The sequence below is a fragment of the Methylobacterium brachiatum genome, from assembly GCF_900113845.1.
Taxonomy (GTDB): domain Bacteria; phylum Pseudomonadota; class Alphaproteobacteria; order Rhizobiales; family Beijerinckiaceae; genus Methylobacterium; species Methylobacterium brachiatum.
Genome location: NZ_FOQW01000005.1, coordinates 373,661 through 394,914, shown reverse-complemented (window position 1 = coordinate 394,914; position 21,254 = coordinate 373,661). Strand labels below are relative to the sequence as shown.

The 21,254-nt window shown below is 70.7% G+C and carries 17 protein-coding genes; 10 read left to right on the top strand and 7 right to left on the bottom strand.

From position 1 onward, the window contains the following. Positions 1-315, top strand: a 315-nt coding sequence (locus BMZ47_RS08075; protein WP_139220956.1) for a transposase, incomplete at its 5' end; no start/stop codon positions are given. A 101-nt stretch (positions 316-416) separates the two neighbouring features. On the opposite strand, the gene BMZ47_RS08070 is transcribed toward BMZ47_RS08075, so the two are convergent. Both BMZ47_RS08070 and BMZ47_RS08065 read right to left on the bottom strand, forming a co-directional pair. Then, a complete protein-coding gene (locus BMZ47_RS08070; protein ID WP_091860497.1) occupies positions 417-1,082 on the bottom strand; it encodes an HAD-IA family hydrolase in 666 nt (221 codons plus the stop codon). Positions 1,083-1,164: 82 nt separating this feature from the next. Next, on the bottom strand, positions 1,165-1,401 hold the full coding sequence (locus BMZ47_RS08065; protein WP_091860494.1) for a hypothetical protein: 237 nt from the start codon (positions 1,399-1,401) through the stop codon (positions 1,165-1,167). A gap of 188 nt (positions 1,402-1,589) precedes the next feature. Here BMZ47_RS08065 and trpA point away from each other — a divergent pair, with 188 nt between their 5' ends. From trpA to BMZ47_RS08045, 4 genes are all read left to right on the top strand, one after another. After that, the gene (trpA, locus tag BMZ47_RS08060; RefSeq protein ID WP_091860489.1) at positions 1,590-2,429 is read left to right on the top strand and encodes a tryptophan synthase subunit alpha; all 840 of its coding nucleotides are present in this window, start codon (positions 1,590-1,592) and stop codon (positions 2,427-2,429) included. A gap of 72 nt (positions 2,430-2,501) precedes the next feature. Then, positions 2,502-3,398: an acetyl-CoA carboxylase, carboxyltransferase subunit beta gene (gene accD / locus BMZ47_RS08055; protein WP_007561214.1), complete on the top strand. Its 897-nt coding sequence runs from the start codon at positions 2,502-2,504 to the stop codon at positions 3,396-3,398. Between the two features lie 9 nt (positions 3,399-3,407). Then, on the top strand, positions 3,408-4,733 hold the full coding sequence (locus tag BMZ47_RS08050) for a bifunctional folylpolyglutamate synthase/dihydrofolate synthase (RefSeq protein ID WP_007561216.1): 1,326 nt from the start codon (positions 3,408-3,410) through the stop codon (positions 4,731-4,733). A 206-nt stretch (positions 4,734-4,939) separates the two neighbouring features. Then, positions 4,940-5,839, top strand: coding sequence for an outer membrane protein (locus tag BMZ47_RS08045; RefSeq protein WP_091860485.1), 900 nt, complete (start codon positions 4,940-4,942; stop codon positions 5,837-5,839). A 119-nt stretch (positions 5,840-5,958) separates the two neighbouring features. On the opposite strand, the gene trxA is transcribed toward BMZ47_RS08045, so the two are convergent. Then, positions 5,959-6,282, bottom strand: coding sequence for a thioredoxin (trxA, locus tag BMZ47_RS08040; RefSeq protein WP_007561219.1), 324 nt, complete (start codon positions 6,280-6,282; stop codon positions 5,959-5,961). 349 nt (positions 6,283-6,631) lie between these two features. Continuing rightward, positions 6,632-10,120 carry a double-strand break repair helicase AddA gene (gene addA / locus BMZ47_RS08035; protein ID WP_091860482.1) on the bottom strand — a complete coding sequence of 1,163 codons (3,489 nt, stop codon included), beginning with the start codon at positions 10,118-10,120 and terminating at the stop codon, positions 6,632-6,634. Positions 10,121-10,232: 112 nt separating this feature from the next. On the opposite strand from addA, the gene minC (BMZ47_RS08030) reads away from it, so the two are divergent. The 4 genes from minC (BMZ47_RS08030) to minE all read left to right on the top strand — a co-directional run bounded on the left by minC (BMZ47_RS08030) (position 10,233) and on the right by minE (position 13,383). Next, positions 10,233-10,988 carry a septum site-determining protein MinC gene (gene minC, locus BMZ47_RS08030; protein WP_091860479.1) on the top strand — a complete coding sequence of 252 codons (756 nt, stop codon included), beginning with the start codon at positions 10,233-10,235 and terminating at the stop codon, positions 10,986-10,988. 487 nt (positions 10,989-11,475) lie between these two features. After that, the gene (gene minC, locus BMZ47_RS08025; RefSeq protein WP_007561226.1) at positions 11,476-12,204 is read left to right on the top strand and encodes a septum site-determining protein MinC; all 729 of its coding nucleotides are present in this window, start codon (positions 11,476-11,478) and stop codon (positions 12,202-12,204) included. A gap of 28 nt (positions 12,205-12,232) precedes the next feature. Beyond that, the gene (gene minD, locus BMZ47_RS08020) at positions 12,233-13,048 is read left to right on the top strand and encodes a septum site-determining protein MinD (RefSeq protein ID WP_007561227.1); all 816 of its coding nucleotides are present in this window, start codon (positions 12,233-12,235) and stop codon (positions 13,046-13,048) included. After that, complete coding sequence (minE, locus tag BMZ47_RS08015) at positions 13,045-13,383, top strand: cell division topological specificity factor MinE (RefSeq protein ID WP_007561229.1); 339 nt, start codon at positions 13,045-13,047, stop codon at positions 13,381-13,383. The genes minD and minE overlap by 4 nt, the downstream gene beginning before the upstream one ends. A gap of 131 nt (positions 13,384-13,514) precedes the next feature. Here the strand turns inward: minE and BMZ47_RS08010 are convergent, their stop codons facing one another. The 3 genes from BMZ47_RS08010 to BMZ47_RS08000 form a co-directional block, all read right to left on the bottom strand. After that, positions 13,515-14,939: a cytochrome P450 gene (locus BMZ47_RS08010; protein ID WP_091860476.1), complete on the bottom strand. Its 1,425-nt coding sequence runs from the start codon at positions 14,937-14,939 to the stop codon at positions 13,515-13,517. 118 nt (positions 14,940-15,057) lie between these two features. Further along, positions 15,058-17,706, bottom strand: a complete 2,649-nt coding sequence (locus BMZ47_RS08005) for an ABC transporter ATP-binding protein (RefSeq protein ID WP_091860473.1) — start codon at positions 17,704-17,706, stop codon at positions 15,058-15,060. Positions 17,707-18,036: 330 nt separating this feature from the next. After that, entirely contained in the window at positions 18,037-18,738 is a 702-nt protein-coding gene (locus BMZ47_RS08000) for an SDR family oxidoreductase (RefSeq protein WP_091860470.1), read from the bottom strand. Positions 18,739-19,106: 368 nt separating this feature from the next. Here BMZ47_RS08000 and typA point away from each other — a divergent pair, with 368 nt between their 5' ends. Continuing rightward, positions 19,107-20,933 carry a translational GTPase TypA gene (typA, locus tag BMZ47_RS07995; RefSeq protein WP_007561238.1) on the top strand — a complete coding sequence of 609 codons (1,827 nt, stop codon included), beginning with the start codon at positions 19,107-19,109 and terminating at the stop codon, positions 20,931-20,933. Positions 20,934-21,254 lie beyond the last annotated feature (321 nt).

Sequence of the window (21,254 nt, the reverse complement as noted above, 5' to 3'; positions counted from 1 at the left end):
GGTCTCATGCCCGAACTCGGCCGCATCGACCGCCGTCAGACCGCCGCCCTGGCCGGCGTCGCCCCCCACCCCAACCAGAGCGGCGCCACCGACGCCTATCGCCGAACCCGCGGCGGCAGGCCCGAGGTCAAGCGCACCCTGTTCATGGCCGCGATGGCGGCCAGCCGCCACAACCCCATCCTCCGGGACGCCTACCGGCGCCTGCGCGACGCCGGAAAGAAGCCCATCGTCGCCATCACAGCCCTCATGCGACGCCTCATCGTCATCGCAAACGCACGCCTGCGCGACGCATACGTTCAAGCCGCCGCCAACTGAGTTGATGACGGGGTGAAGGCTTATGCGGCGATGCAAGGCCTGGGATTTTGGCGGATCGTATGTCCCGATACGATTCTCCTGATTGAATGCATCGAGCGCGCTCAGTTGGCGGGAGCGATACGGAGACCATCCGGCCCGGCATCGACCGTCAGCGCCCGATAATCGGGAATCGTCGCGTGCGCCGTCTCGATCGGCGCGTGGTGGGTCGCCGTGACCACAACGACGGTGGCGCCCGCCGCCGCGCCGGCTTGGATGCCGGCCGGGGCATCCTCGAACACCAGGCAATCCGCGGCCGCGACGCCCAGGCGCTCGGCGGCCAGCAGGAAACAATCCGGCGCGGGCTTGCCCTGATCGATGTCCTCGGCGGCGACGAGCAGGGCCGGCACCGGCATGCCGGCGGCGTCCAGGCGGCGCAGGGCGAGCTCCCGGGGCGCCGAGGTGACGATCGCCCAGCGCTCGGGCGGCAGAGCTTGCAGGAACGCGCGGGCGCCCGGGATCTCGGCGATGTCGCCGACATCCTCGATCTCAGCCCGGGTGATTGCGGCGGCCTCGGCCTCCGGATCGACACCGGGCAGGCCGAGCCGGCGGATCGTGTCCACGGACCGGACCCCGTGGATCGTCGGCAGGAAACGCGCCACGTCGAGGCCGTGGCTCTGTGCCCAACGGGTCCAGGCCCGCTCCGCCGAGGCGATCGAGCTGATGATCGTCCCATCCATGTCGAACAGGAAGGCGGCGAAGCGGCGCGTCGGGAGGTCTTGGGTCGTCATGCCCGAGGGCTACGCGGGCCGGGGCGGGCGGGCAACCGCACCGCGTGCACGGCCGCTGCCCGCCGGTCCCCGTTGACCGGCCTCAGGACTCCTTCGTCTCGAAGCCGGGCGCCTGCCGGTTGGCCGCGTGGTCCTGGTACTGCTCGGTCTGGACCGCCTTGCCGTCGAGCCCGCGCTCGTCGCTGTGCCTGGACTTGTCCCGGTTGCTCAGGACCTCGTTCTCGCCGAGCACGCCGTCCGGCAGATCGGTCATGCCGCCGCTGCCCGAGCCCTTGCCGTGACCGCCCGGGCCCATGTGGTGCTTGTCGGCCTTCGCCATGTCGCGCTCCTCATCATCCTGGGGGTGTGGACGCCGGGAGATGGAGTCCGCGATCGGCAGGACAAGGCGGGGCGGCCGTCCCCGTGGCCGCAGGGGCGAGCGCTTCACGGGCCGACGCCGATGGTGTAGCGCGGAGATAATCCTGGGCCGGATCCGGTCCCGACGCCGCGAAAACCCGTATCAGATCCATGCCGAGCCGCATCGACGCCACTTTCGCCCGCGCCCGCGCGAAGAACCGGGCCGTCCTGGTCACCTACGTGATGGCGGGCGATCCCGACCCGGAGACCTCCCTGGAGATCCTGAAGGCGCTCCCCGGCGCCGGCGCCGACATCCTGGAATTCGGCCTGCCCTTCACCGACCCGATGGCCGACGGCCCGGCGATCCAGGCCGCGGGCCTGCGCGCCCTTAAGGCCGGCCAGGGCGTGGCCGGCACGCTGGACCTCGTGCGCCGCTTCCGCGCCGAGAACGACGGCACGCCGATCGTGCTGATGGGCTATTTCAACCCGATCCACACCTACGGGGTCGATCGGTTCCTCGACGACGCGGTCGCGGCCGGGGTCGATGGGCTGATCGTGGTCGACCTGCCGCCGGAGGAGGATTCGGAGCTCTGCCTGCCGGCGCTTGCGAAGGGGCTGGCCTTCATCCGGCTCGCCACGCCGACCACCGACGAGCGCCGCCTGCCGGCCGTGCTCGCGAACACCGCGGGCTTCGTCTACTACGTGTCGATCACCGGCATCACCGGCACGGCGACACCGGATTTCGGCAAGGTCTCGGAGGCGGTCGCCCGCATCCGCCGCCACACCGACCTGCCCGTGGTGGTCGGCTTCGGGGTGAAGACCGGCGCCCACGCGACGGCGATCGCCAAGGGCGCCGACGGGGTCGTGGTCGGCTCGGCGTTGGTGGACACCCTGGTCCGCTCGCTGGATTCCGAGGGGCGGCCGCAGGCCGGTACGGTCCCGGCCGTGGCGGAGCTGGTCCGGGAGCTGGCCGCCGGCGTCCGCGCGGGCGGGGTCGAGCGGGCCGCCTGAACCGCGCGCCCTGGCGGAAGGGGCCACACCACCTGATATCAGCGCGAGCTTGAAGCGAACGGACGCAAGTCGATGGTCGAACCGATGAACTGGATCTCGGAGGTGGTGCGCCCCCGGATCAAGACCCTGTTCAAGCGCGAGACGCCCGAGAACCTCTGGGTCAAGTGCCCGGATACCGGCCAGATGGTGTTCCACAAGGAGGTGGAGGCCAATCACTGGGTGATTCCGGGCTCCGAGCATCACCTGAAGATGAGCGCCACCGCGCGCCTCAAGATGATGTTCGACGAGGGCACCTGGATCGACGTGGCGCTGCCCGAGGTCGCCACCGACCCGCTGAAGTTCCGCGACGAGAAGCGCTACGTCGACCGCCTCAAGGAGGCCCGCGCCAAGACCGGGTTGCAGGACGCGTTCAAGATCGGCTTCGGCCGGGTCGGCGGCCTGCCCATGACCCTGGCGGCGCAGGAATTCGGCTTCATGGCCGGCTCCCTCGGCATGGCGGCCGGCGAGGCCTTCGTGCGCGGCGCCGAGACCGCCCTGGAGAAGCGCACCCCCTACGTGCTGTTCTCGGCCTCCGGCGGGGCACGCATGCAGGAGGGCATCCTGTCCCTGATGCAGATGCCCCGGACCACCGTGGCGGTGCGCCGGCTCAACGCCGCGCGTCTGCCCTACATCGTGGTGCTGACCAACCCGACCACCGGCGGCGTCACCGCCTCTTACGCGATGCTCGGCGACGTGCACCTGGCCGAGCCGGGCGCGCTGATCTGCTTCGCCGGCCCCCGGGTGATCGAGCAGACCATCCGCGAGAAGCTGCCGGACGGATTCCAGCGGGCGGAATACCTGCGCGAGCACGGCATGGTCGATCAGGTGGTCCACCGTCACGCCCTGAAGGAGACGATCACGCGCCTCTGCGGCCTGCTGACCAACGCCGCTACGAGCGATGCGCCGGTCCCCGCCCAGGCAGCGGCCTAGCCGGCCGCGATGGCATCCTCCGACGCCCTCATGGCGCGATTCCTCGCGCTCCATCCGCGCACCATCGACCTGTCGCTGGGGCGGATCGAGCGGTTGCTGTCCCGGCTGAACCATCCGGAGCGGCGCCTGCCGCCGGTGATCCACGTCGCCGGGACCAACGGCAAGGGCTCGACCATCGCGTTCATGCGGGCGATCCTGGAGGCCGGGGGCCTGGCCGCGCATGTCTACACCTCGCCCCATCTCGTCCGGTTCCACGAGCGGATCCGGCTCGGCGGGATCGGCGGCGGCCAGTTCGTGGACGAGGACCGGCTGGCCGACGCGTTCTCGCGCTGCGAGGCCGCCAATGCCGGCGAGCCGATCACCATGTTCGAGATCACCACGGCGGCGGCTCTGCTGCTGTTCTCGGCGAGCCCGGCCGACGTGCTGCTCCTCGAGGTCGGGCTGGGCGGGCGGCTCGATGCCACCAACGTCATCGCCCAGCCGGCCTGCGCGGTCGTGACCCCGATCGGCCGCGACCATGCCGAGTATCTCGGCGACACGGTCGAATCGGTGGCCGCCGAGAAGGCCGGGATCTTCAAGCGCGGTTGCCCGGCGGTGATCGCCGCCCAGGACTATGCCGAGGCCGACGCCGTCCTCTGCCGGCACGCCGAGGCCGTGGGGGCGGGCCCGATCCTGATCGGAAACCAGGATTTCTCCGTCCACGAGGAGCGCGGCCGCCTCGTCTACCAAGACGAGACCGACCTGTTCGATCTGCCGCGGCCGCGCCTGGCCGGACGCCATCAACTGGTCAATGCCGGCACGGCGATCACGGCTCTGCGGGCGGCCGGGTTCGGCGATATCGGCAACGCCGCCCTGGAGCGCGGCCTCACCGAGGTCGACTGGCCCGGGCGGCTGCAGCGGCTCGGCCGCGGGCGGCTGGCCGCGCAGCTCGATCCCGGCGCCGAGCTGTGGCTCGACGGCGGCCATAACATCGACGGCGGCCGGATCCTCGCCGCCGCCATGGCCGATCTCGGCGAGCGCAGCGACGTGCCGCTGGTCCTGATCGTCGGTCTCCTCAGCACCAAGGATGCCGACGGGTTCCTGCGCAACTTCGTCGGTCTGGCCCGGGCGCTCATCGCGGTCCCGATCACCACCTCGATGGCGGCGCGGCCGGCCGAAGAGGTGGCGCGAATCGGCGAGGATGTCGGCCTGTCGACCCGGACGGCGCCGAGCATCGAGGCGGCGCTGGCCCAGGTGAAGGACATCGCCTTCGAGCAGCCCCCGCGAATCCTGATCTGCGGCTCGCTCTACCTGGCCGGGCTGGTCCTGGCGGCCAACGACACGCCGCCTGTGTGAGGCGCGTCATGCCTCAGTCTTGGGCACTGGCTTTTTCGCGAAGGTTTGGTTAGCGCCCGGTAATCGCCGTCGATTCGCCGCATTCGACGCCGCGAAATCGTTCCCACGGCCACGCTTTCCCCCGGCTGTGGCCGCGAAGCTACATCCTGCATAGGTTTGATCCCCTAGCTTCGGGTTCGATCGGGCTTGTGATGGGGATCACAGACATGAAGACGCTTCTCACCTCTCTCGCGGCGTTCACCGCGCTCACCGCGGCGGCCTCCGCTGCCGACCTGCCGCGTCGCGCCGCGCCGCCGCCGGTGTTCACCCCCGTTCCGGTGTTCACCTGGACCGGCTTCTACTTCGGTATCAACGCCGGCTACGCTTTCGATGCCAGCGACACCGACAGCAACCGCGGCTTCGTCCAGACCGCCGGTAGCCCGGCCGTTCTCGGCGCCAACGGCCTCGTGCCCTACCGCGCCCTCGCGCCGCTCGGCTCGTCGCTGATCTACAACAAGAACAACCGCGAAGGCTTCTCCGGCGGTGGCCAGATCGGCTACAACTACCAGTTCACCCCGGGCTCGGGCGTCGTGATCGGCTTCGAGGCCGACGCGCAGTACCTCGATTTCGGTGGCCGTCCGCGCTACGCCACGAACGCCGCCGCCATCAACCCGGGCTTCATCCCGGTCAACGGCACCCTGAACACGCTGGACTTCTTCGGCACCGTGCGCGGCCGTCTCGGCTACGCCTTCGACAAGACCCTCGTGTACGCCACCGGCGGTTTCGCTTACGCCACCGGCGACCAGGGCACCCAGGGCGTCGCCTTCCAGAACTTCGCTGGCCGTCGCGACGACTTCAAGACCGGCTACACCGTCGGCGGCGGCGCCGAGTTCGCGCTCCCCACCGACTCGTTCCTGAACTTCTTCCGGTCGTCGGCTGTGACGTTCAAGGTCGAAGGTCTGTACGTGAGCCTGGACCGCAACCGCACCGGCCTGCCGCTGGTCGGTGCTGCCCTGAACACCGGCACCGTGCTGCCGGTCTACGCCGTGACCGGCAACACCAGCCGCAACACGAACGACTTCGCCGTCGTCCGCGCCGGCCTGAACTACAAGTTCGGCTCGTACTAAGACCGGACGATCGGTCCCGGGCGCCAAGCCTGGGACCAAGGGATTGGGTCCCGAAACCGAGAAAGCCCGGCCTTGCGGCCGGGCTTTCTTTTTGTCGTCGCGTCGAAGGGGGCAGCGGCTCAGGCGACCTGTGCGCCGATCCAGCGGGAGAGGTCGCCCTTGGGGGCGGCGCCGACCTTCTGATCGACCCGCTCGCCGTTCTTGAACAGCAGCAGCGTCGGGATCGAGCGGATGCCGTACTGGGCGGCGATCTGCGGGTTCTCGTCGACGTTGACCTTGGCGATCTTCACCTTGCCCTGGAGATCGGTGGCGATCTCCTCGAGCGCCGGGCCGATCTGGCGGCAGGGGCCGCACCACTCCGCCCAGAAATCCACCACGACGGGCTCGGCGGACTTGAGAACGTCCTGCTCGAAGCTCGCGTCGGTTACTTTCACCGTCGCCATAACGTCACCTTTCGCAACCGGCCGCCGGTGGGGCGGCCTCGGACGGGCAGGGGCCCGCGCGGTTCGACCAGAATTGGCGACGGCCCACCGCCCGGTCAAGCAGTCCGCCCGCCGATGCATGGGGGCGCCTCGAGGGGCGCATTGCGATGTGCGCTGGCGCATGTCGGCCGGGGAGGGCCGGGGGAGAAGGCCCTTCCACAGGATGGAGCCGCGTTGCTGCTTCCTTCGTCGAAAACCGCTTCCCGCCGTCAGTGCGAGCGCAGCGAAGCGATCCAGGGAAACACCACATTCGGAGAACGCGCGCCGCACCGGGTTGCTTCGCTGCGCTCGCCATGACGGTGCGCGCCCGTCAGCCCGCGATTCCCGCCTGGTCCAAAGCCGCCCGGATGTCGTCGCCGCTTAAGGGCCGGATCACCGGCCCCGAGGTCCAGATCAGCATCGGGCGAATCGTCCGGTCCGGATAGATCTGGCCCAGCAGCTCTGCGTAGAGCGCGATCTGTCCAGCTTCGGCGGGGGGCAGGGGCTCGTCCTCGGCCGGGGGGCGCCCGGTCTTGAAATCGGCGATCCGGATCGTGTTGGCGGAGACGGCGAGGCGATCGACGCGGCCCTGCACCACCCGCTCGGCCCCGCCGGCCCGGACGCGGCCCGTAAGGTTCACCTCGGCGCGGGCGTCGGGGGCGAACAGGGGGGCGAGGTCGGGATCGTCGATCAGGCGCAGGACTGAGCGGACGATGCCGTAGGTCGCCGGGCGCGGCAGGCCGGGGGCCCGGGCCCGCACGAAGGCGAGGCCGGCCGATTCCCGGCGCTCCGTCTCGATCCGGGGCAGGTGTTGCAACAGGGAATGGATCAGGATGCCGCGACGGCGCGCCTGGGCATCCGCCAGGCGGGGCGGCGGCACCCGCGAGCCGTCGGCTGCCTGGAGGGCACCGGACGGGTTGAGGACCGGGATCTCCGGCTCCGGCGGGACCGGGCTGCGCAGCCAGACCGGCTCGGCCATGCAGGCCGCTGCCGCCGCGGCCGGGATCTCCGGCGGGCGCAGCGTCTCGGTGCCGTCCCGCCACAGGGTCGCGGGACCGTAGGGCAGCTCCAGGGCTTGGCCGGCGCCGAGGGCGGCTTCCAGGCCGGCCCGGACCATCCGGCACCAGGCCGCCTCGCTCTCGCGCTCGTGGCCCCGGAACGGTGCCACGATGAGCCGGTCGGCCGCCCGGGTCATCGCGACGTAGAGCAGGCGGTTGTGCTCCTGCCGGGCCCGGGCGAGCAGGGCCGCGCGGGCCTCGCCGGTGGCCGCGCAATCCTGCGTCTTCCCGCTCGACCAGACCGGCGGCAGCGCCGCGCCATTGGCGGCGAGCGGCAGGAGCGGCGGGTCATTGCGCCCCAGCGGCTCGCAGCCATCCAGGACCACGACCACCGGCGCCTCGAGGCCCTTGGCCCCGTGCACGGTCATCACCCGCACCTCGTCGCGGCCGGATTCCATGTCGCGCTTGACCGTGTGGCCGGCCTCGGTGCCGACATAGCGGGCCAGGAAGCCGCCGAGCGAGGGCGCGTCCTCGCCGGTCTCGGCCTGGGCGGCGGCGGCGAGAAACACGTCGATGGCGTCCCCCGCCTCGCCGCCCAGCCGGGCGACCAGCTTCGCTCGCCCGCCCTGCGGCCCGAGGAGCCGCGCGTAGAAGCCGAACGGGCCGTGGAGCCCCGCGAGCGCGATCCAGTCCGAGAGCGCGGAGAGGCCGCGGATCGCCGCCGGATCGCCGGCCGCGGCGTGGCGGTGCAGGGCATCCTCCAGGGTCTCCGACAGGTCGCGGCGGGCGGCGAGCCGCACCAGATCCTCGTCCGTGAGCCCGACCAGCGGCGTCTTGAGCGCGGTGGCGAGGGTCAAATCGTCAGCCGGCAGCAGCCCGGCCCGTCCGGCGGCGACGAGGTCGGCCACCGCGATATGGGCGGAGACTTCCAGCCGGTCCTGGCCGGCAACCGGCACGCCGAGATTCTTCAGGGCGCGGATCACCTCCTCGAAGGCCGGCCCGCGCTTGCGCACCAGGATCAGCACGTCGCCCGGGCGCCAGACCCGGCCGGTGGCGTCGCCCTGGCTCGTCCAGGTCCGCACCGCCTGCGCCACCCGTCGGGCCGTGACGATCGCCGGGGCGCTGGTCTCGGGGGCGTCCACCGGCGCCGTCCAGGCATCGGGCTCCGGTGTCGGCTCGGGCTCGGCGATCGGCCACAGCTCCACCGCCCCGGGGGCGCCGGGCCGGGCACTGGCATGGACCGTCCGCCGCGCGGAATCCTCGAAGGACAGGCCCTCGTTATGCGCGTCGAGGGCGAAGACCGCGTCGACCGCCTGGAGGACCAGGCCGGTCGAGCGGAACGACAGGGTCAGCGGCACGTCCTCGAAGGTGAGGCCGGCCGCGCGCGATTCCTGGATCCAGGCCGCCCGGGTGAGGGCGAATTCCCGCGGCTCGGCGCCCTGGAAGCCGTAGATCGACTGCTTCGGGTCGCCCACGGCGAAGCGGGTCCGGGTCCCGGCCCGGGCGCCCTCGCCGGCGGCGAATTCCTGGGTGATCGCCCGCAGGATCTCCCACTGCTCCGGGTTGGTATCCTGCGCCTCATCGACCAGCACATGGTCGATGCCGCGGTCGAGCTTGTACAGCACCCAGCCGGCCCCGACCCGGGCCAGCAGGTCCAGCGCCTTGTGGATCAGGTCGTCGAAATCGAGTGCCCCGAGCCGCGCCTTCTGAGCCTCGACCCGGCGGTGGATCTCGGCGGCGAGCTGGAACAGCGCCTGCGTCCGGGCATGGGCCCGGGCAGCGCGCAGGCGGTCGAACAGCGGCGCTAGCCGGTCGCGCTCGGCGATCAGGCATTCCTTCACTGCGGCCGGGACGCTCTTGGTGCCGAGGCTGCTGTCGGCCTTGGGCTCGTCCTTCTGGGTGAAGAACACCCCACGGTAGAGATCGAGCGCCTCGGACCGGTCCGGCAGCCCCTCCGACTGCGCCCGCTCGGCCTCGGCCGCCGCCAGAGCCTCGGCGAGCTTCTCGTCATTGGCCTTGCCGGTGCGCAAAGCCTCGATCAACGCCGCTCGATCCTCGGGGCGGCAGCCCGGGCCGCCCTCCAGGATCGCGGCCTCGAGCGCCTCCGCGTTCTCTTCGGCGGCAAGCCCCAAAGCCCCGTGCAAGTCTTCGAAGGACCGGTCCATCCGGGCCCGGTCGCCGATCAGACTCCGCGCGCGCAACGCGGAGCGGATCGCCGCCCGCAGGGTGTCGCCGGTGGCCTCCGGGGTGACCCGCGCCAGGGCGGCGCTGAGCGGCGTGTCGCCGTTCGAGACCGCGTCGGCCAGCACGTTGGCCATCTCGATGTCGAAGATCTCCCGGGCCTTGGTCTCGTCCAGCACCACGAAGCGGGCGGGCACATTCGCCTCGAACGGGAACATGTGCAGGAGCCGCTCGCACAGGGCGTGCAGAGTCTCGATCTTGAGGCCCCCCGGCGTCTCCACCGCCCGGGCGAACAGGCGCCGGGCCATGCGCAGCCGCTCCGCGTCGGCCCGCTCCCCGGTCAGCGCCTCCAGCTCGGCGGCGAGCGCGGAATCGTCCAGGGTCACCCAACGGCCAAGCAGGCGGAACACCCGGATCGCCATGTTGGCGGCCGCCGCCTTGGTGAAGGTCAGGCACAGGATCCGGCCCGGAGGCGCGCCGTCGAGGAGCAGCCGCACCACCCGGTCGGTGAGCACCTTGGTCTTGCCGGCCCCGGCATTGGCCGAGACCCAGGCCGAGGCCCGCGGATCGGCCGCCCGGCGCTGGTTGGCCTGGGTCAGATCGTCGACGACGAAGGGTCTGGGCGCGTGTACGCTGCTCAACGGTCTCGTCCGGATTGGGCTGGCCGACCTCTCTACAACAGAAATGCACCGGCGGGCCGAGCAAGGCGTCACACTGCGCCGAGCGGGATTGCCCCGGGCGCAGCCGCGCCGCATGGATGCGTCAGACATTCTCACGCCACCGAAAACGCCCGTGACCCAGCCGACATCCGAGCCGGCGCGCCCGCCGATCCGCTTCCGCGGCCGCTCCTTCATGGCCACCGTGCTGGCCCCGATACCGCCCGTGGCCGAGTGGTTCGGCGACCTCGACGCCCTGAACCGGCGCGCACCCAACTTCTTCGCCGGCCGGCCGGTGATCCTCGACCTCGCCGGGCTGAAGCTTACTCGGGAGGATCTCGACGGCCTGCTCGCGGAACTCGCAGCCCGCAGGATCGCGATCCTGGGCATCGAGGGCGCGCCGCCGTCGATCCTCACCCCGGATCTGCCGCCGGCCCTGTCGGGCGGTCGCCCGGCCGGCGAGGTCGCCACACCGGGCGAGGAGACGCCGCCCGAGCCGGCGCCCAAGGAGAACGCCGCGCGTTCGCTGATCCTCGATGCGCCGGTGCGCTCCGGCCAGACCGTGCTGCATCTCGAAGGCGACGTGACCGTGCTCGGCGCCGTCGCCTCGGGCGCCGAGGTGATCGCCGGCGGCTCGATCCACGTCTACGGCGCCCTGCGCGGCCGGGCGGTGGCGGGCGCCGCCGGCAACCCGGGCGCGCGGATCTGGTGCCGCCGCTTCGAGCCGGAACTGGTGGCGATCGACGGCCTCTACCGCGCCGCCGACGACCTCGACCCGGCCTTCCGCGGTCAGGCCGTCGAGGTTCGGCTGGTCGAGGATGCGATCAAGCTGGGGTTGTTCGAACGGGGGTGAGGAAAGCAGACGGCGCGGACTCGCGTTCGCCGCTGAGCCAACGCCACGCGCGGACGCAGGGGCAGAGCCTGAAGGGCGGAAAACCGGCCCGGGATATTGATGAATACGCGAAGGATCGCGCGAAGCTGCGCCGGGATCGCATTGGCGTCCAACCGCGGTAAGCGGCGCGCGCGGTGATGTTCAGCGTGCCGCGAATATCGCGCACTACAGATGCACCGTGCAGGTCCGAGCAATCGCGTCGCATCGGCAAATGCGATCTGCGCTAAGAGCTTAGCCAGGATCGACCCTGCGCGGTCGCGAGGTACTATCGGACTGCGTCAGCCGGAAACCAGGCGGTGGTCGGGCCCCCTCTGACCACGGGCCGCACCGACCCCTCGGTCCATCGATCCCAGGATCCCGGCAGAATTTGCCGACCGGATCCAAAACTTAACCCTTCGGTAACCATGCCCGCCGTCAATGGTCCGGTAAGGACTCTTAACGGGCCGACATGAGCGAAACCCTCCCCGAGCCGATCGACGACCCGGAGACCGCCCCAGCGGCGGCTCCTGCGCCCCGGCCGCTCAGCCTTCGCGGGCGGGCGTTCAAGGGCCTGGCCCTCACCCCCGAGCCGCCGCTTCCGGAGTGGCTCGCGGGCCTCGACGCGGCGCTCAAGCGCTCGCCGACCCTGCTGAAAGGCCGGGCCGTGATCCTGGACTGCGCCCAGCTCAAGCCCGAGCCGGACGCGCTCGAAACGTTAATGGCCGAGCTCAAGGCCCGCGGCATCGCGGTCCTGGGGATCGAGGGGATCGACGCCGTCGCGTCCGGATTGCCGCCGCTGCTGGTGCAGGGGCGTCCGTCGGACACGGTCGAGATGCCGGCCGCCCCCGCCGAGCCGGAGCCGCAGGTGGTCACCTCGATCACCGTCGAGGGCTCGGTCCGCTCCGGACAGAGCGTGATCAACCCGACCGGCGACGTCACCGTGATGGGCTCCGTCTCCTCCGGCGCCGAAATCCTCGCGGGCGGCTCGATCCACGTCTACGGCGCCCTGCGGGGCCGCGCGATCGCCGGTGCGGCGCGCAACCCGCGAGCACGAATCTACTGCCGCAAATTCGAGCCCGAGTTGCTGGGGATCGACCGCCTCGTGCGGACGGCGGAGGACATGGGCACGGCCCTGCGCGGCAAGGCCGCTCAGGTCTGGCTCGATGGCGGCAACATCCGAATGGCAAGCTTAGACTAGTAAGCTCAGGATCAAGGGAGATCGACGCGTGGCAAAGGTTCTCGTCGTCACATCGGGCAAGGGCGGCGTCGGCAAGACGACGACGACCGCGGCCCTCGGAGCGGCCCTGGCGCAGGGTGGGCAGAGCGTGTGCGTTGTCGACTTCGACGTCGGCCTGCGTAACCTCGACCTCGTCATGGGTGCCGAGCGCCGGGTGGTCTACGACCTCATCAACGTGGTCAACGGCGACGCCAAGCTGCCGCAGGCCCTGATCAAGGACAAGCGGCTCGACACCCTGCACCTGCTGCCGGCCTCGCAGACCCGCGACAAGGACGCGCTCACCGATGCCGGCGTCGCCCGGGTGATGGAAGAGCTGCGCGAGCGGTTCGACTGGGTGGTGTGCGACTCGCCGGCCGGCATCGAGCGCGGCGCCCAGCTCGCCATGCACCACGCCGACGTGGCCGTGGTGGTGACCAACCCCGAGGTCTCCTCGGTGCGCGACTCCGACCGGATCATCGGCCTCCTCGATTCCAAGACCGCCAAGGCGGAGAAGGGCGAGGAGATGGAGAAGCACCTGATCCTCACCCGCTACGACCCAATGCGGGCCGACCGCGGCGACATGCTCAAGACCGAGGACGTGCTCGACATCCTGTCGATCCCGCTGCTGGCGATCATTCCCGAGAGCCAGGAGGTGCTGCGCGCCTCGAACCTCGGCTGCCCGGTCACCCTCAACAACCCCCTCTGCGCCCCGGCGCGGGCCTACGCCGATGCGGCGCGCCGGCTGAAGGGCGAGGACGTGCCGATGAGCATGCCGACCGAGCGGAAGTCCTTCCTCGACAAGCTGTTCATGCGGAGGGCGGCATGAGCATCCTCGGTATCTTCCAGAAGCGCAATTCCGGCGCGGTCGCCCGCGACCGCCTGCAGCTGATTCTCGCCCATGAGCGCGCCGAGTCGGGTCGCCCCGACCTGGTGATCCAGCTCCGCGAGGAGATCCTGGCGGTGATCGCCAACCATGTCTCGGTCGAGCCGGACAAGGTGAAGGTCACCCTGGAGCGCGGCGAGGGCGTCTCGACGCTGGGCCTCGACATCGAGCTTCCGCTCGGTGCCTCGGCCAAGCTCGATGCGAAGCTGGCGGCCAAGCTCGCCGAGGTCGCGGCGAACAAGGTCGGACGCAAGCCGGCCGCCAAGAAGGCCGCTTGAGCCCGGCCGCACGCGCCACCGCCGACACGAACCTGCGCGAGCCGCGCCCGCTGAGCCGGGTGCGGCTTCGCTTTTTTTGGAACGCCTCCGCGGCACGGTCCGGGGGGCCGGTGTCCGGGTAAGGCGAGGGGTCAATCGCGCGGGATCAGCCGGAACTTGGCGAAACGCTGCGGCTGTGTGGTGACCACCGCGTGCGGCAGGATCGGCTCGCGATCCTCCAGCACCAGCCGGAAGCGGGCGAGCAGCCGCGCCAACGACAGGACCGTCTCGATCAGCGCGAATTGCGCACCGATGCAGACGCGCGGGCCCGCCCCGAACGGCAGGTAGGAGAAGCGGGCCGGCGGTTTCGCTCCCGGCAGGAAGCGGCTGGGGTCGAAGGCCTCCGGATCGGACCAGAGCGTCCGGTGCCGGTGGAGCACCCACGGGCTCACCATGACGATGTCGCTCTTCTTGACCGGGTGACCCGCGATCGTGTCGGGGCCCAGCGCCCGGCGGACGATGACGAAGGCCGCCGGGTAGAGACGCAGCGTCTCGTCCACCGTCGCCCGGATGAGCGGCAGCCGCCCGTCGCTCTGGCAATGGGTCGGGTCGGTGAGGTCGGCCGCTCGCGCCTCGGCGGCGAGCCGCTCCTGCAATTCGGGGGCAAGCGCCAGCATGTAGGCGGCCCAGAACAGGGTCCCGGCCGTGGTCTCGTGGCCGGCCAGGATCATGGTCGCCACCTGATCGCGCAGCTCCGCGGCACTGAACGGGGCGCCGGTATCCGGGTTGCGGGCGGTGGCGAGCAGGTCGAGCAGGTCGCCGGAATGGCCCGCCTCCCGCGTCGCGGCCTGGCGGGCCGCGATGATCCGGTCGAGGAACGGGATCCAGCGCCGCCGGAAGCGCGCCCGGGACCAATCGAGCGGCACCGGCCAGCCCGGCGGGATCACGATGTCGAGGAGATGCGGCCGGCCGATCTTGATGCTGTACTCTGCGATGAAGTCGCGCAGCTCCGGGCCGTACTGGTCCATGCCGACCGAGAACATGCTCCGGCCGGCGATCTCCAGAGCCAGCCGGTGGAAGGCCATGAACAGGTCGATCGGACCGGCCGCCGCCTCGGTGACGATCCGCTCCATGCCGTCGTCCACGGCGGCGGCGATGTGCGGCACCAGCCCGTCGATCGCCCGGGGCGTGAAGGCCGGTGCCAGGGTCCGGCGCTGGTGGCGCCAGGCTGAGCCCTCGCTGATCAGCAGCCCGTCGCCGAGGATCGGGCGCAGGATCCGCACCGTCCCGCTGGTGCGGGCGTAGTTGGCCTGGTTCTCGACCAGGAAATGGCGGATCGCCTCGGGATCGCTCAGCACGTAGCTCGACCGGCCGAGCAGGCCGCGGCGGGTGATCGGTTCCTCGAAGGCGCGCCGGGGGAAGCCCGCCAGACCGTTGTCACGGATCGAGCGCAGATAGGCCGGGAGCGGCAGCTCGTGCTCCGCCAGGGCCGGGTGCGGCGGCACCAGGCGCGGCAGGCCGGCGAGGCTCGGGCTGGTCCGGGCCGAACTCGCGATCGCGTCCGATAATGGGGGCATGTCGGACATCCTGTGCCGGAGACGGCCCGCACTGTAAACCGCCGGGCGACGCGGGTCGCGCGTCGCGGCTCATCGAACGCGCGCGCCACCGGAGCGGTGTCCGGGCCGCCCGCGGGGATCACTCGGCTGCGTTGCGCAGGCGGGATTCGTTGGGCCGCAGCGGCAGCCGCGCGGGGAAACGGGCGGCGTCGGCTTCGCTCGACACGCTGGCGACCAGGCTGGCGCGCGGCAGGACCGCCGCGGTCACGTCGAGCAAGGTCTCGACGCCGCGCTCCAGCTGCTCGCTCACCCGGTCCACCACCAGGATCTCCGGGTCGCGCAGCAGCGCCCGGCCCAAGCCGATCCGGACGCGCACCCGATCGGTGAGGAGCTGGCCGCGATTGCCGACCTCCCTGTCGAGGCCGCGTCTCTGGACCGGGCGCTCGAGGTCGAACTGGCGGAACACAGCCCGGGCCTCGCGCTGGATGATCGCCTCGCCGTGCATCCGGGCCGTGTCGATGCGGCCGAACAGGAGGTTGTCGAGCACCGTGCTGCGCGGGTTGATCCGGTTGGGATCGTAGGATTCGATATCGCAGCCGTCATGGCCGTGCATGAACGCCTGCACCACGCCGCGGGCACCGACGATGCGGAGCTTGAGCGGCTGGTCGAGCAGGCCGAAGCGCATCCGCGGCTCGACATAGGCCAGCGCGAGCGCCAGGAAGGCGACGCTGTCGGCCTCGTCCAGGCGGCCCGCCGCGGGCAGGCGGGCGAGCCGGCGCAGGTAATCCGGCAGCGCGTCCGGGGTGATCAGCGAGAAGCGCCGGAACAGCGGGTGACCGGGCGGCACGTCCGCGAAGATGTCCTTGAGGTTCTGGGCGATCGCCACGCCCATGCGGTCGAGGTCGTCCAGCAGCTTCACCCGCTCCAGGGCCTCCCGGAACAGCCGCACGCTGGCGAGCCGCCGCGGATCCGTCAGGCTCGGGTCGCGCGGCACCCCGAACATCAGGTTCTCCGCCACGGTCGCCTGCTGGTTGTAGGTCCCGCGGGAGAACGGGATCACCAGGTCGGCGAGCCCGCTCCGGGCAAAATGCTCGCGCAGATGCTCCCGGGCCGCGATCATGCGCTGGCCCGCCGGGGTATCGTGGACCACCGTGCTGAGGGCGCCAAGGCCGAACCGGTACAGGTCGTCGCCGAGATCGAGGCGGAAGAGCAGGTCGAGCAGGCGCTCGTCGAGCTCCCGGGCGTCGCGGACGCCGAACCGGCCGTAGTCGATCCACGGATCGTCGATGCTGTCGGCGGGATTGCCGGTCTTCACCGCCTCGTTGATCCGCGTCTTGCTCAGGTCGATGCCCTTGGTCCGCAGCGGCTTGATCCGCAATCCGTAGAGCAGGTTGTCGCGCACCGTCCCGGGAAACAGGACCGGTTCGAGATCCGCGAAGGCGATGCGGCGGGACCGGGTCGCGCGCGGCAGGGTGGACAGGTCGTGATCGCCGATCCGCACCGTGCCGCTGGGGGGAACGCGCAGGCCGGCCAGCACGCGGGCGAATTCCTGCGCGACCGGCCCGGGGGGGACCAGGGCGAGCTGGCCGGGCAGGTCGGCCTGGATGTCGCCGACCTCGATCGGCAGGCCCCCCTGGGGATCGCGCAGCGCCAGCGCCTCGACCCGCAGCGGGCTGCCGAGCCGCGGCGGCGTCCCCTGGATCTCCCGCTCCGCGGGTTGGAGGCGCTGCGGCCCGAAATGCGCCGCCACGGTCTCGTACTTCACCTCGACGTCGAGACGCTGCTGGTCCCAGTCGATCAGCTCCTTCAGGGGCGGCGGCAGGTCGCGATAGGCGGCGAGCACCGCCACGAGCTGGCCGATATCGAGCTCGCCCTTGAGCGCGAACACGCCGCCGATGGCGTAGAACAGGAACGGGGTCACCTGCGCGAGCAGGTTGTTGAGATATTTGACCGCGAATTTCCGGCGGTAGATGCGCAGGCGCAGGTCGTAGAGGCTGTAGAGCCGGCCGCCGATCTCGGCCCGCTCCCAGCGGCCGGTGTCGTTGAGCGTCACCGCCGGCAGGCCGTCGAGCACCTCGGCGACCCGGCCGGCCAGGTTGCGCGAGGCGATCTGGCGCTGGCGGCTGAGCAGGATGATCTGGCGCCGCAGCCGCGGGATCACGGTCATCTGCACCGCCACCATCCCGCCGGCCGCGAGGCCCAGCCAGACGTTCTGCATCATGATGAAGGCCAGGGCGGTCGCCGCCTGGGTGCCGAGGAAGACCGGCACCACGATCGCGTCGCCGATGAACGAGCCGATCGGCTCGACCTCGTCGCGGATGATCGTCGCCGTCTCGGACGACTTCACCTCGCGCTGCGCCTCCGGGGTGAAGCGCAGCATCAGCGAGAACAGCTGGAAGCGCAGCCGGCGCAGCATCCGCTCGCCGAGGATGCCTTTCTGCAGGTTGATCCAGAACTTGAAGGCGCCGTTGATCAGGACGAGCGCCAGGAACAGGGTCGACAGGCCCAGCAGCAGCTCGAACCGGTCGAACTGAAACCCCTCGAACAGCCGCGTGGTCCCGCCGCCGAGCGGGGCCGGCCAGTCGATCGTGATCTCGAGGAACGGAGCGGTCGCCTCGCCATGCGCGAACGCCTTGCCGGTGATCGCGTCGTTGACGATGCGCTTCGGCAGATCGAGCGACGCGAAGTAGAATGGCAGCGACGCCAGGACCACCGCGCAGATCTTGAGCTGGTCGGCCTTGGAGTAGCGCCAGATATACGGGAAAAGTCGCGGCTCAAGCTCGCGCATCGCGTCCGTCCGGTGTGCGCCCGTACTGGCGGAGTCGATGCGGGTTTGTCGTGCGCCCGCGCACAGATCCGAGCCGGAACGCCATTGAGGGTCGCAGTTCCATTCAAGAGGCCTGCCGGGGAGCGGGGCCTCGGGGGCGCGTCAACGGACCGGTGCCGCCGGCCGGGCCCGAGGAACCGGGCTCCGGCAGCGCTGCGTCCGTCGGCGCGACTCCGCTTCCCCGATGCGAGACAGCAGCGTCATTGCAGCGTCATATAGGGCAACAGGGCCGTACAGCGGCACCGCCGCGGCTCAGAACTTGCGCCTGCGCAATCCGCGCGGGGCGCCGGGTCAGATCGAGCGGGTCAGGCCGCCATCGACGCGCAGGTTCTGACCGGTGATGTAGGCCGCCCCGTCCGAGGCGAGGAACGCGATCGTGGCGGCGATCTCGTCCGTGCTTCCGTAACGGCCCATCGGGACGCTCTGCCGGCGCTCCTCCGTGGCGGGCAGACTGTCGATCCAGCCGGGCAGCACGTTGTTCATCCGGACATTGTCGGCCGCGTAGGTGTCGGCGAACAGCTTGGTGTACGCGGCGAGCCCGGCCCGGAACACCGCCGAGGTCGGGAACATCGGGCTCGGCTCGAAGGCCCAGGCGGTCGAGATGTTGATGATCGCGCCGGCACGCTGCGCCTGCATGACCGGCGTCACGAGGCGCGCCGGCCGCACCACGTTCAGGAGGTAGGTGTCCAGGCCGGCGTGCCATTGCGCGTCCGTGATGTCGAGCAACGGCGCCCGGGGCCCGTGGCCGGCGCTGTTGACCAGGACGTCGATCCGCTCCCACCGGGCCATCGCCCCGCCGACCAGGCGCTCCAGATCCTGGGTCGATTGGTTCGAGCCGGTGATCCCGAAACCGCCCAGCTCCTGCGCCAGCGCCTCACCCTTGCCGGACGACGACAGGATCGCGACCGCATAGCCCTCGGCCGCGAGCTTCCGGGCGGCGGCCGCCCCCATGCCGCTGCCGCCCGCCGTCACGAGAGCCACCTTCCTGCTCATAGCGTACGCTCCGTTCTCGCCCGGCACTGCGTCCGACGCCGGGGCAGGGGCGGCGAATCGCCACCGCCGGCAGACTGTGTCCGTTTACGGCACCGGAGCCGTCGAACGCAGCGGCTTCTCCTGAAAACGTCGCACCGCGCAGACGGCCGGCAGGCCGATCGCGGCGTCGCCGGCAGAAAAATCCTGGCACCACGTGTGGTTTAGCCGGGCACGACGCACGCCACGAAAGGCCGGCATGTGCGCGACGGCCTTGCGGGCGGACGCGTGGGCTTATATTGCGACGCAACCACCACGACCGTACCTCACCCGGCGCGGACGGCCGCGCCGCGCGGCCGCCAGGGAGCCGGCACAACCCGTTTCGGGCCGCCATGAATCTGCGCAACATCGCCATCATTGCCCACGTCGACCACGGCAAGACGACGCTCGTCGACAAGCTGCTGGCCCAGTCCGGCACCTTCCGCGAGAATCAGCGGGTCGAGGAGCGGGCGATGGACTCCAACGACCTGGAGAAGGAGCGTGGCATCACGATCCTGGCCAAGGCGACTTCGGTCGTCTGGGAGGACACCCGCGTCAACATCGTCGACACCCCCGGCCACGCCGATTTCGGCGGCGAGGTCGAGCGCATCCTGTCGATGGTCGACGGCGTGATCGTGCTGGTGGATGCCGCCGAGGGGCCGATGCCCCAGACCAAGTTCGTGGTCGGCAAGGCCCTCAAGATCGGCCTGCGCCCCATCGTGGCGATCAACAAGGTCGACCGTCCGGATGCGCGCATCAATGAGGTCGTGAACGAGGTGTTCGACCTGTTCGCTGCTCTCGACGCCACGGACGAGCAGCTCGACTTCCCGATTCTCTACGGGTCGGGCCGCAACGGCTGGATGGCCGACAGCCCGGATGCCGACCCGTCGGTGGGCCTCAAGCCGCTGTTCGAGCTCGTGCTCAAGCACGTGCCGCCGGCCAAGGTCGAGGACGGCCCGTTCCGGATGCTCGGCACCCTGCTCGAGGCCAACCCGTTCCTGGGCCGGATCATCACCGGCCGCATCGCCTCCGGCACCGTCAAGCCGAACCAGCAGATCAAGGTCCTGTCGCGGGACGGCAAGGTGGTCGAGACCGGTCGCGTCTCCAAGATCCTGGCTTTCCGCGGCCTGGAGCGCGCCCCGATCGATGTCGGCGAGGCGGGCGACATCGTCTCCATCGCCGGCCTAATCAAGGGCACGGTGGCCGACACGTTCTGCGACCCGCAGGTGGACACCCCGATCCAGGCCCAGCCGATCGATCCGCCCACCGTGACCATGTCGTTCATCGTCAACGACTCGCCGCTCGCCGGCACCGAGGGTGACAAGGTCACCAGCCGCATGATCCGCGACCGCCTGTTCAAGGAGGGCGAGGGCAACGTCACGCTCAAGATCGAGGAGGCCGCCGACAAGGACTCGTTCTACGTGTCCGGCCGCGGTGAGCTCCAGCTCGCCATCCTGATCGAGACGATGCGGCGCGAGGGTTTCGAGATCGCCGTCTCCCGGCCGCGCGTGGTCTACGAGAAGGACGAAGAGGGTAACCTGCTCGAGCCGATCGAAGAGGTCGTGATCGACGTCGACGAGGAGCATTCCGGCGTCGTCGTGCAGAAGATGTCCGAGCGCAAAGCCGAGATGCTGGAGATGCGGCCGTCGGGCGGCGATCGCCTGCGCCTCGTGTTCCACGCCCCGACCCGCGGCCTGATCGGCTACCAGGGCGAGCTGCTGACCGACACCCGCGGCACGGCGATCATGAACCGCCTGTTCAAGGCCTACGAGCCCTTCAAGGGCGAGATCGCCGGACGCCGCAACGGCGTTCTGATCTCGAACGACAAGGGCGAGGCCGTGGCCTACGCCATGTGGAACCTCGAGGATCGCGGCCCGATGATGATCGAGCCCGGCTGGAAGGTCTATCAGGGCATGATCATCGGCGAGCACAACCGCGAGAACGATCTCGAGGTGAACGTGCTCAAGGGTAAGAAGCTGACGAACATCCGCACCACCTCGAAGGACGAGGCCGTGCGCCTGACGCCGCCGATCCGGATGACCCTGGAGCGCTCGCTCGCCTGGATCCAGGACGACGAGCTGGTCGAGGTCACGCCGAAGTCGATCCGGTTGCGCAAGACCGTGCTCGATCCCAACGATCGCAAGCGCGTCGAGCGCTCGTCGAAGGACACCGCCGCCTGAGCTGAAGGGCGCGCGACGACCGGGCCTTCATGCCCGGTCGCCGGTGGCAATTCCTGTCCTCCCGCGTTGACCCATCGAATCCTGCCGCCGAGCCCTTGGGCTCGGCGGATCTGTTTCGAGAGGCCTGCGTGAAACCCGTGGGTCCGACCCCCGATCCGGCGAAGGGCCGCCTGCCGTCGCGTTCGGCTTCGGCCCTGGCGTCGGCGAGGATCGCGCGGACCGATGGGTCGCCGCCGAAACCGGCGGCAGGGCAGGGGGGGGGCGCACCGACGGGACGAGGTTCGGCACGCCTGCGCCGCGGCCGGATGCACACCGGATGTG

Bases quoted from the DNA above. Each gene is read 5' to 3' on its own strand.
- BMZ47_RS08070 (WP_091860497.1), bottom strand. From the start codon at position 1,082: ATGACGACCCAAGACCTCCCGACGCGCCGCTTCGCCGCCTTCCTGTTC.
- BMZ47_RS08065 (WP_091860494.1), bottom strand. From the start codon at position 1,401: ATGGCGAAGGCCGACAAGCACCACATGGGCCCGGGCGGTCACGGCAAG.
- trpA (WP_091860489.1), top strand. From the start codon at position 1,590: ATGCCGAGCCGCATCGACGCCACTTTCGCCCGCGCCCGCGCGAAGAAC.
- accD (WP_007561214.1), top strand. From the start codon at position 2,502: ATGGTCGAACCGATGAACTGGATCTCGGAGGTGGTGCGCCCCCGGATC.
- BMZ47_RS08050 (WP_007561216.1), top strand. From the start codon at position 3,408: ATGGCATCCTCCGACGCCCTCATGGCGCGATTCCTCGCGCTCCATCCG.
- BMZ47_RS08045 (WP_091860485.1), top strand. From the start codon at position 4,940: ATGAAGACGCTTCTCACCTCTCTCGCGGCGTTCACCGCGCTCACCGCG.
- trxA (WP_007561219.1), bottom strand. From the start codon at position 6,282: ATGGCGACGGTGAAAGTAACCGACGCGAGCTTCGAGCAGGACGTTCTC.
- minC (WP_091860479.1), top strand. From the start codon at position 10,233: ATGGATGCGTCAGACATTCTCACGCCACCGAAAACGCCCGTGACCCAG.
- minC (WP_007561226.1), top strand. From the start codon at position 11,476: ATGAGCGAAACCCTCCCCGAGCCGATCGACGACCCGGAGACCGCCCCA.
- minE (WP_007561229.1), top strand. From the start codon at position 13,045: ATGAGCATCCTCGGTATCTTCCAGAAGCGCAATTCCGGCGCGGTCGCC.
- BMZ47_RS08010 (WP_091860476.1), bottom strand. From the start codon at position 14,939: ATGCCCCCATTATCGGACGCGATCGCGAGTTCGGCCCGGACCAGCCCG.
- BMZ47_RS08005 (WP_091860473.1), bottom strand. From the start codon at position 17,706: ATGCGCGAGCTTGAGCCGCGACTTTTCCCGTATATCTGGCGCTACTCC.
- BMZ47_RS08000 (WP_091860470.1), bottom strand. From the start codon at position 18,738: ATGAGCAGGAAGGTGGCTCTCGTGACGGCGGGCGGCAGCGGCATGGGG.
- typA (WP_007561238.1), top strand. From the start codon at position 19,107: ATGAATCTGCGCAACATCGCCATCATTGCCCACGTCGACCACGGCAAG.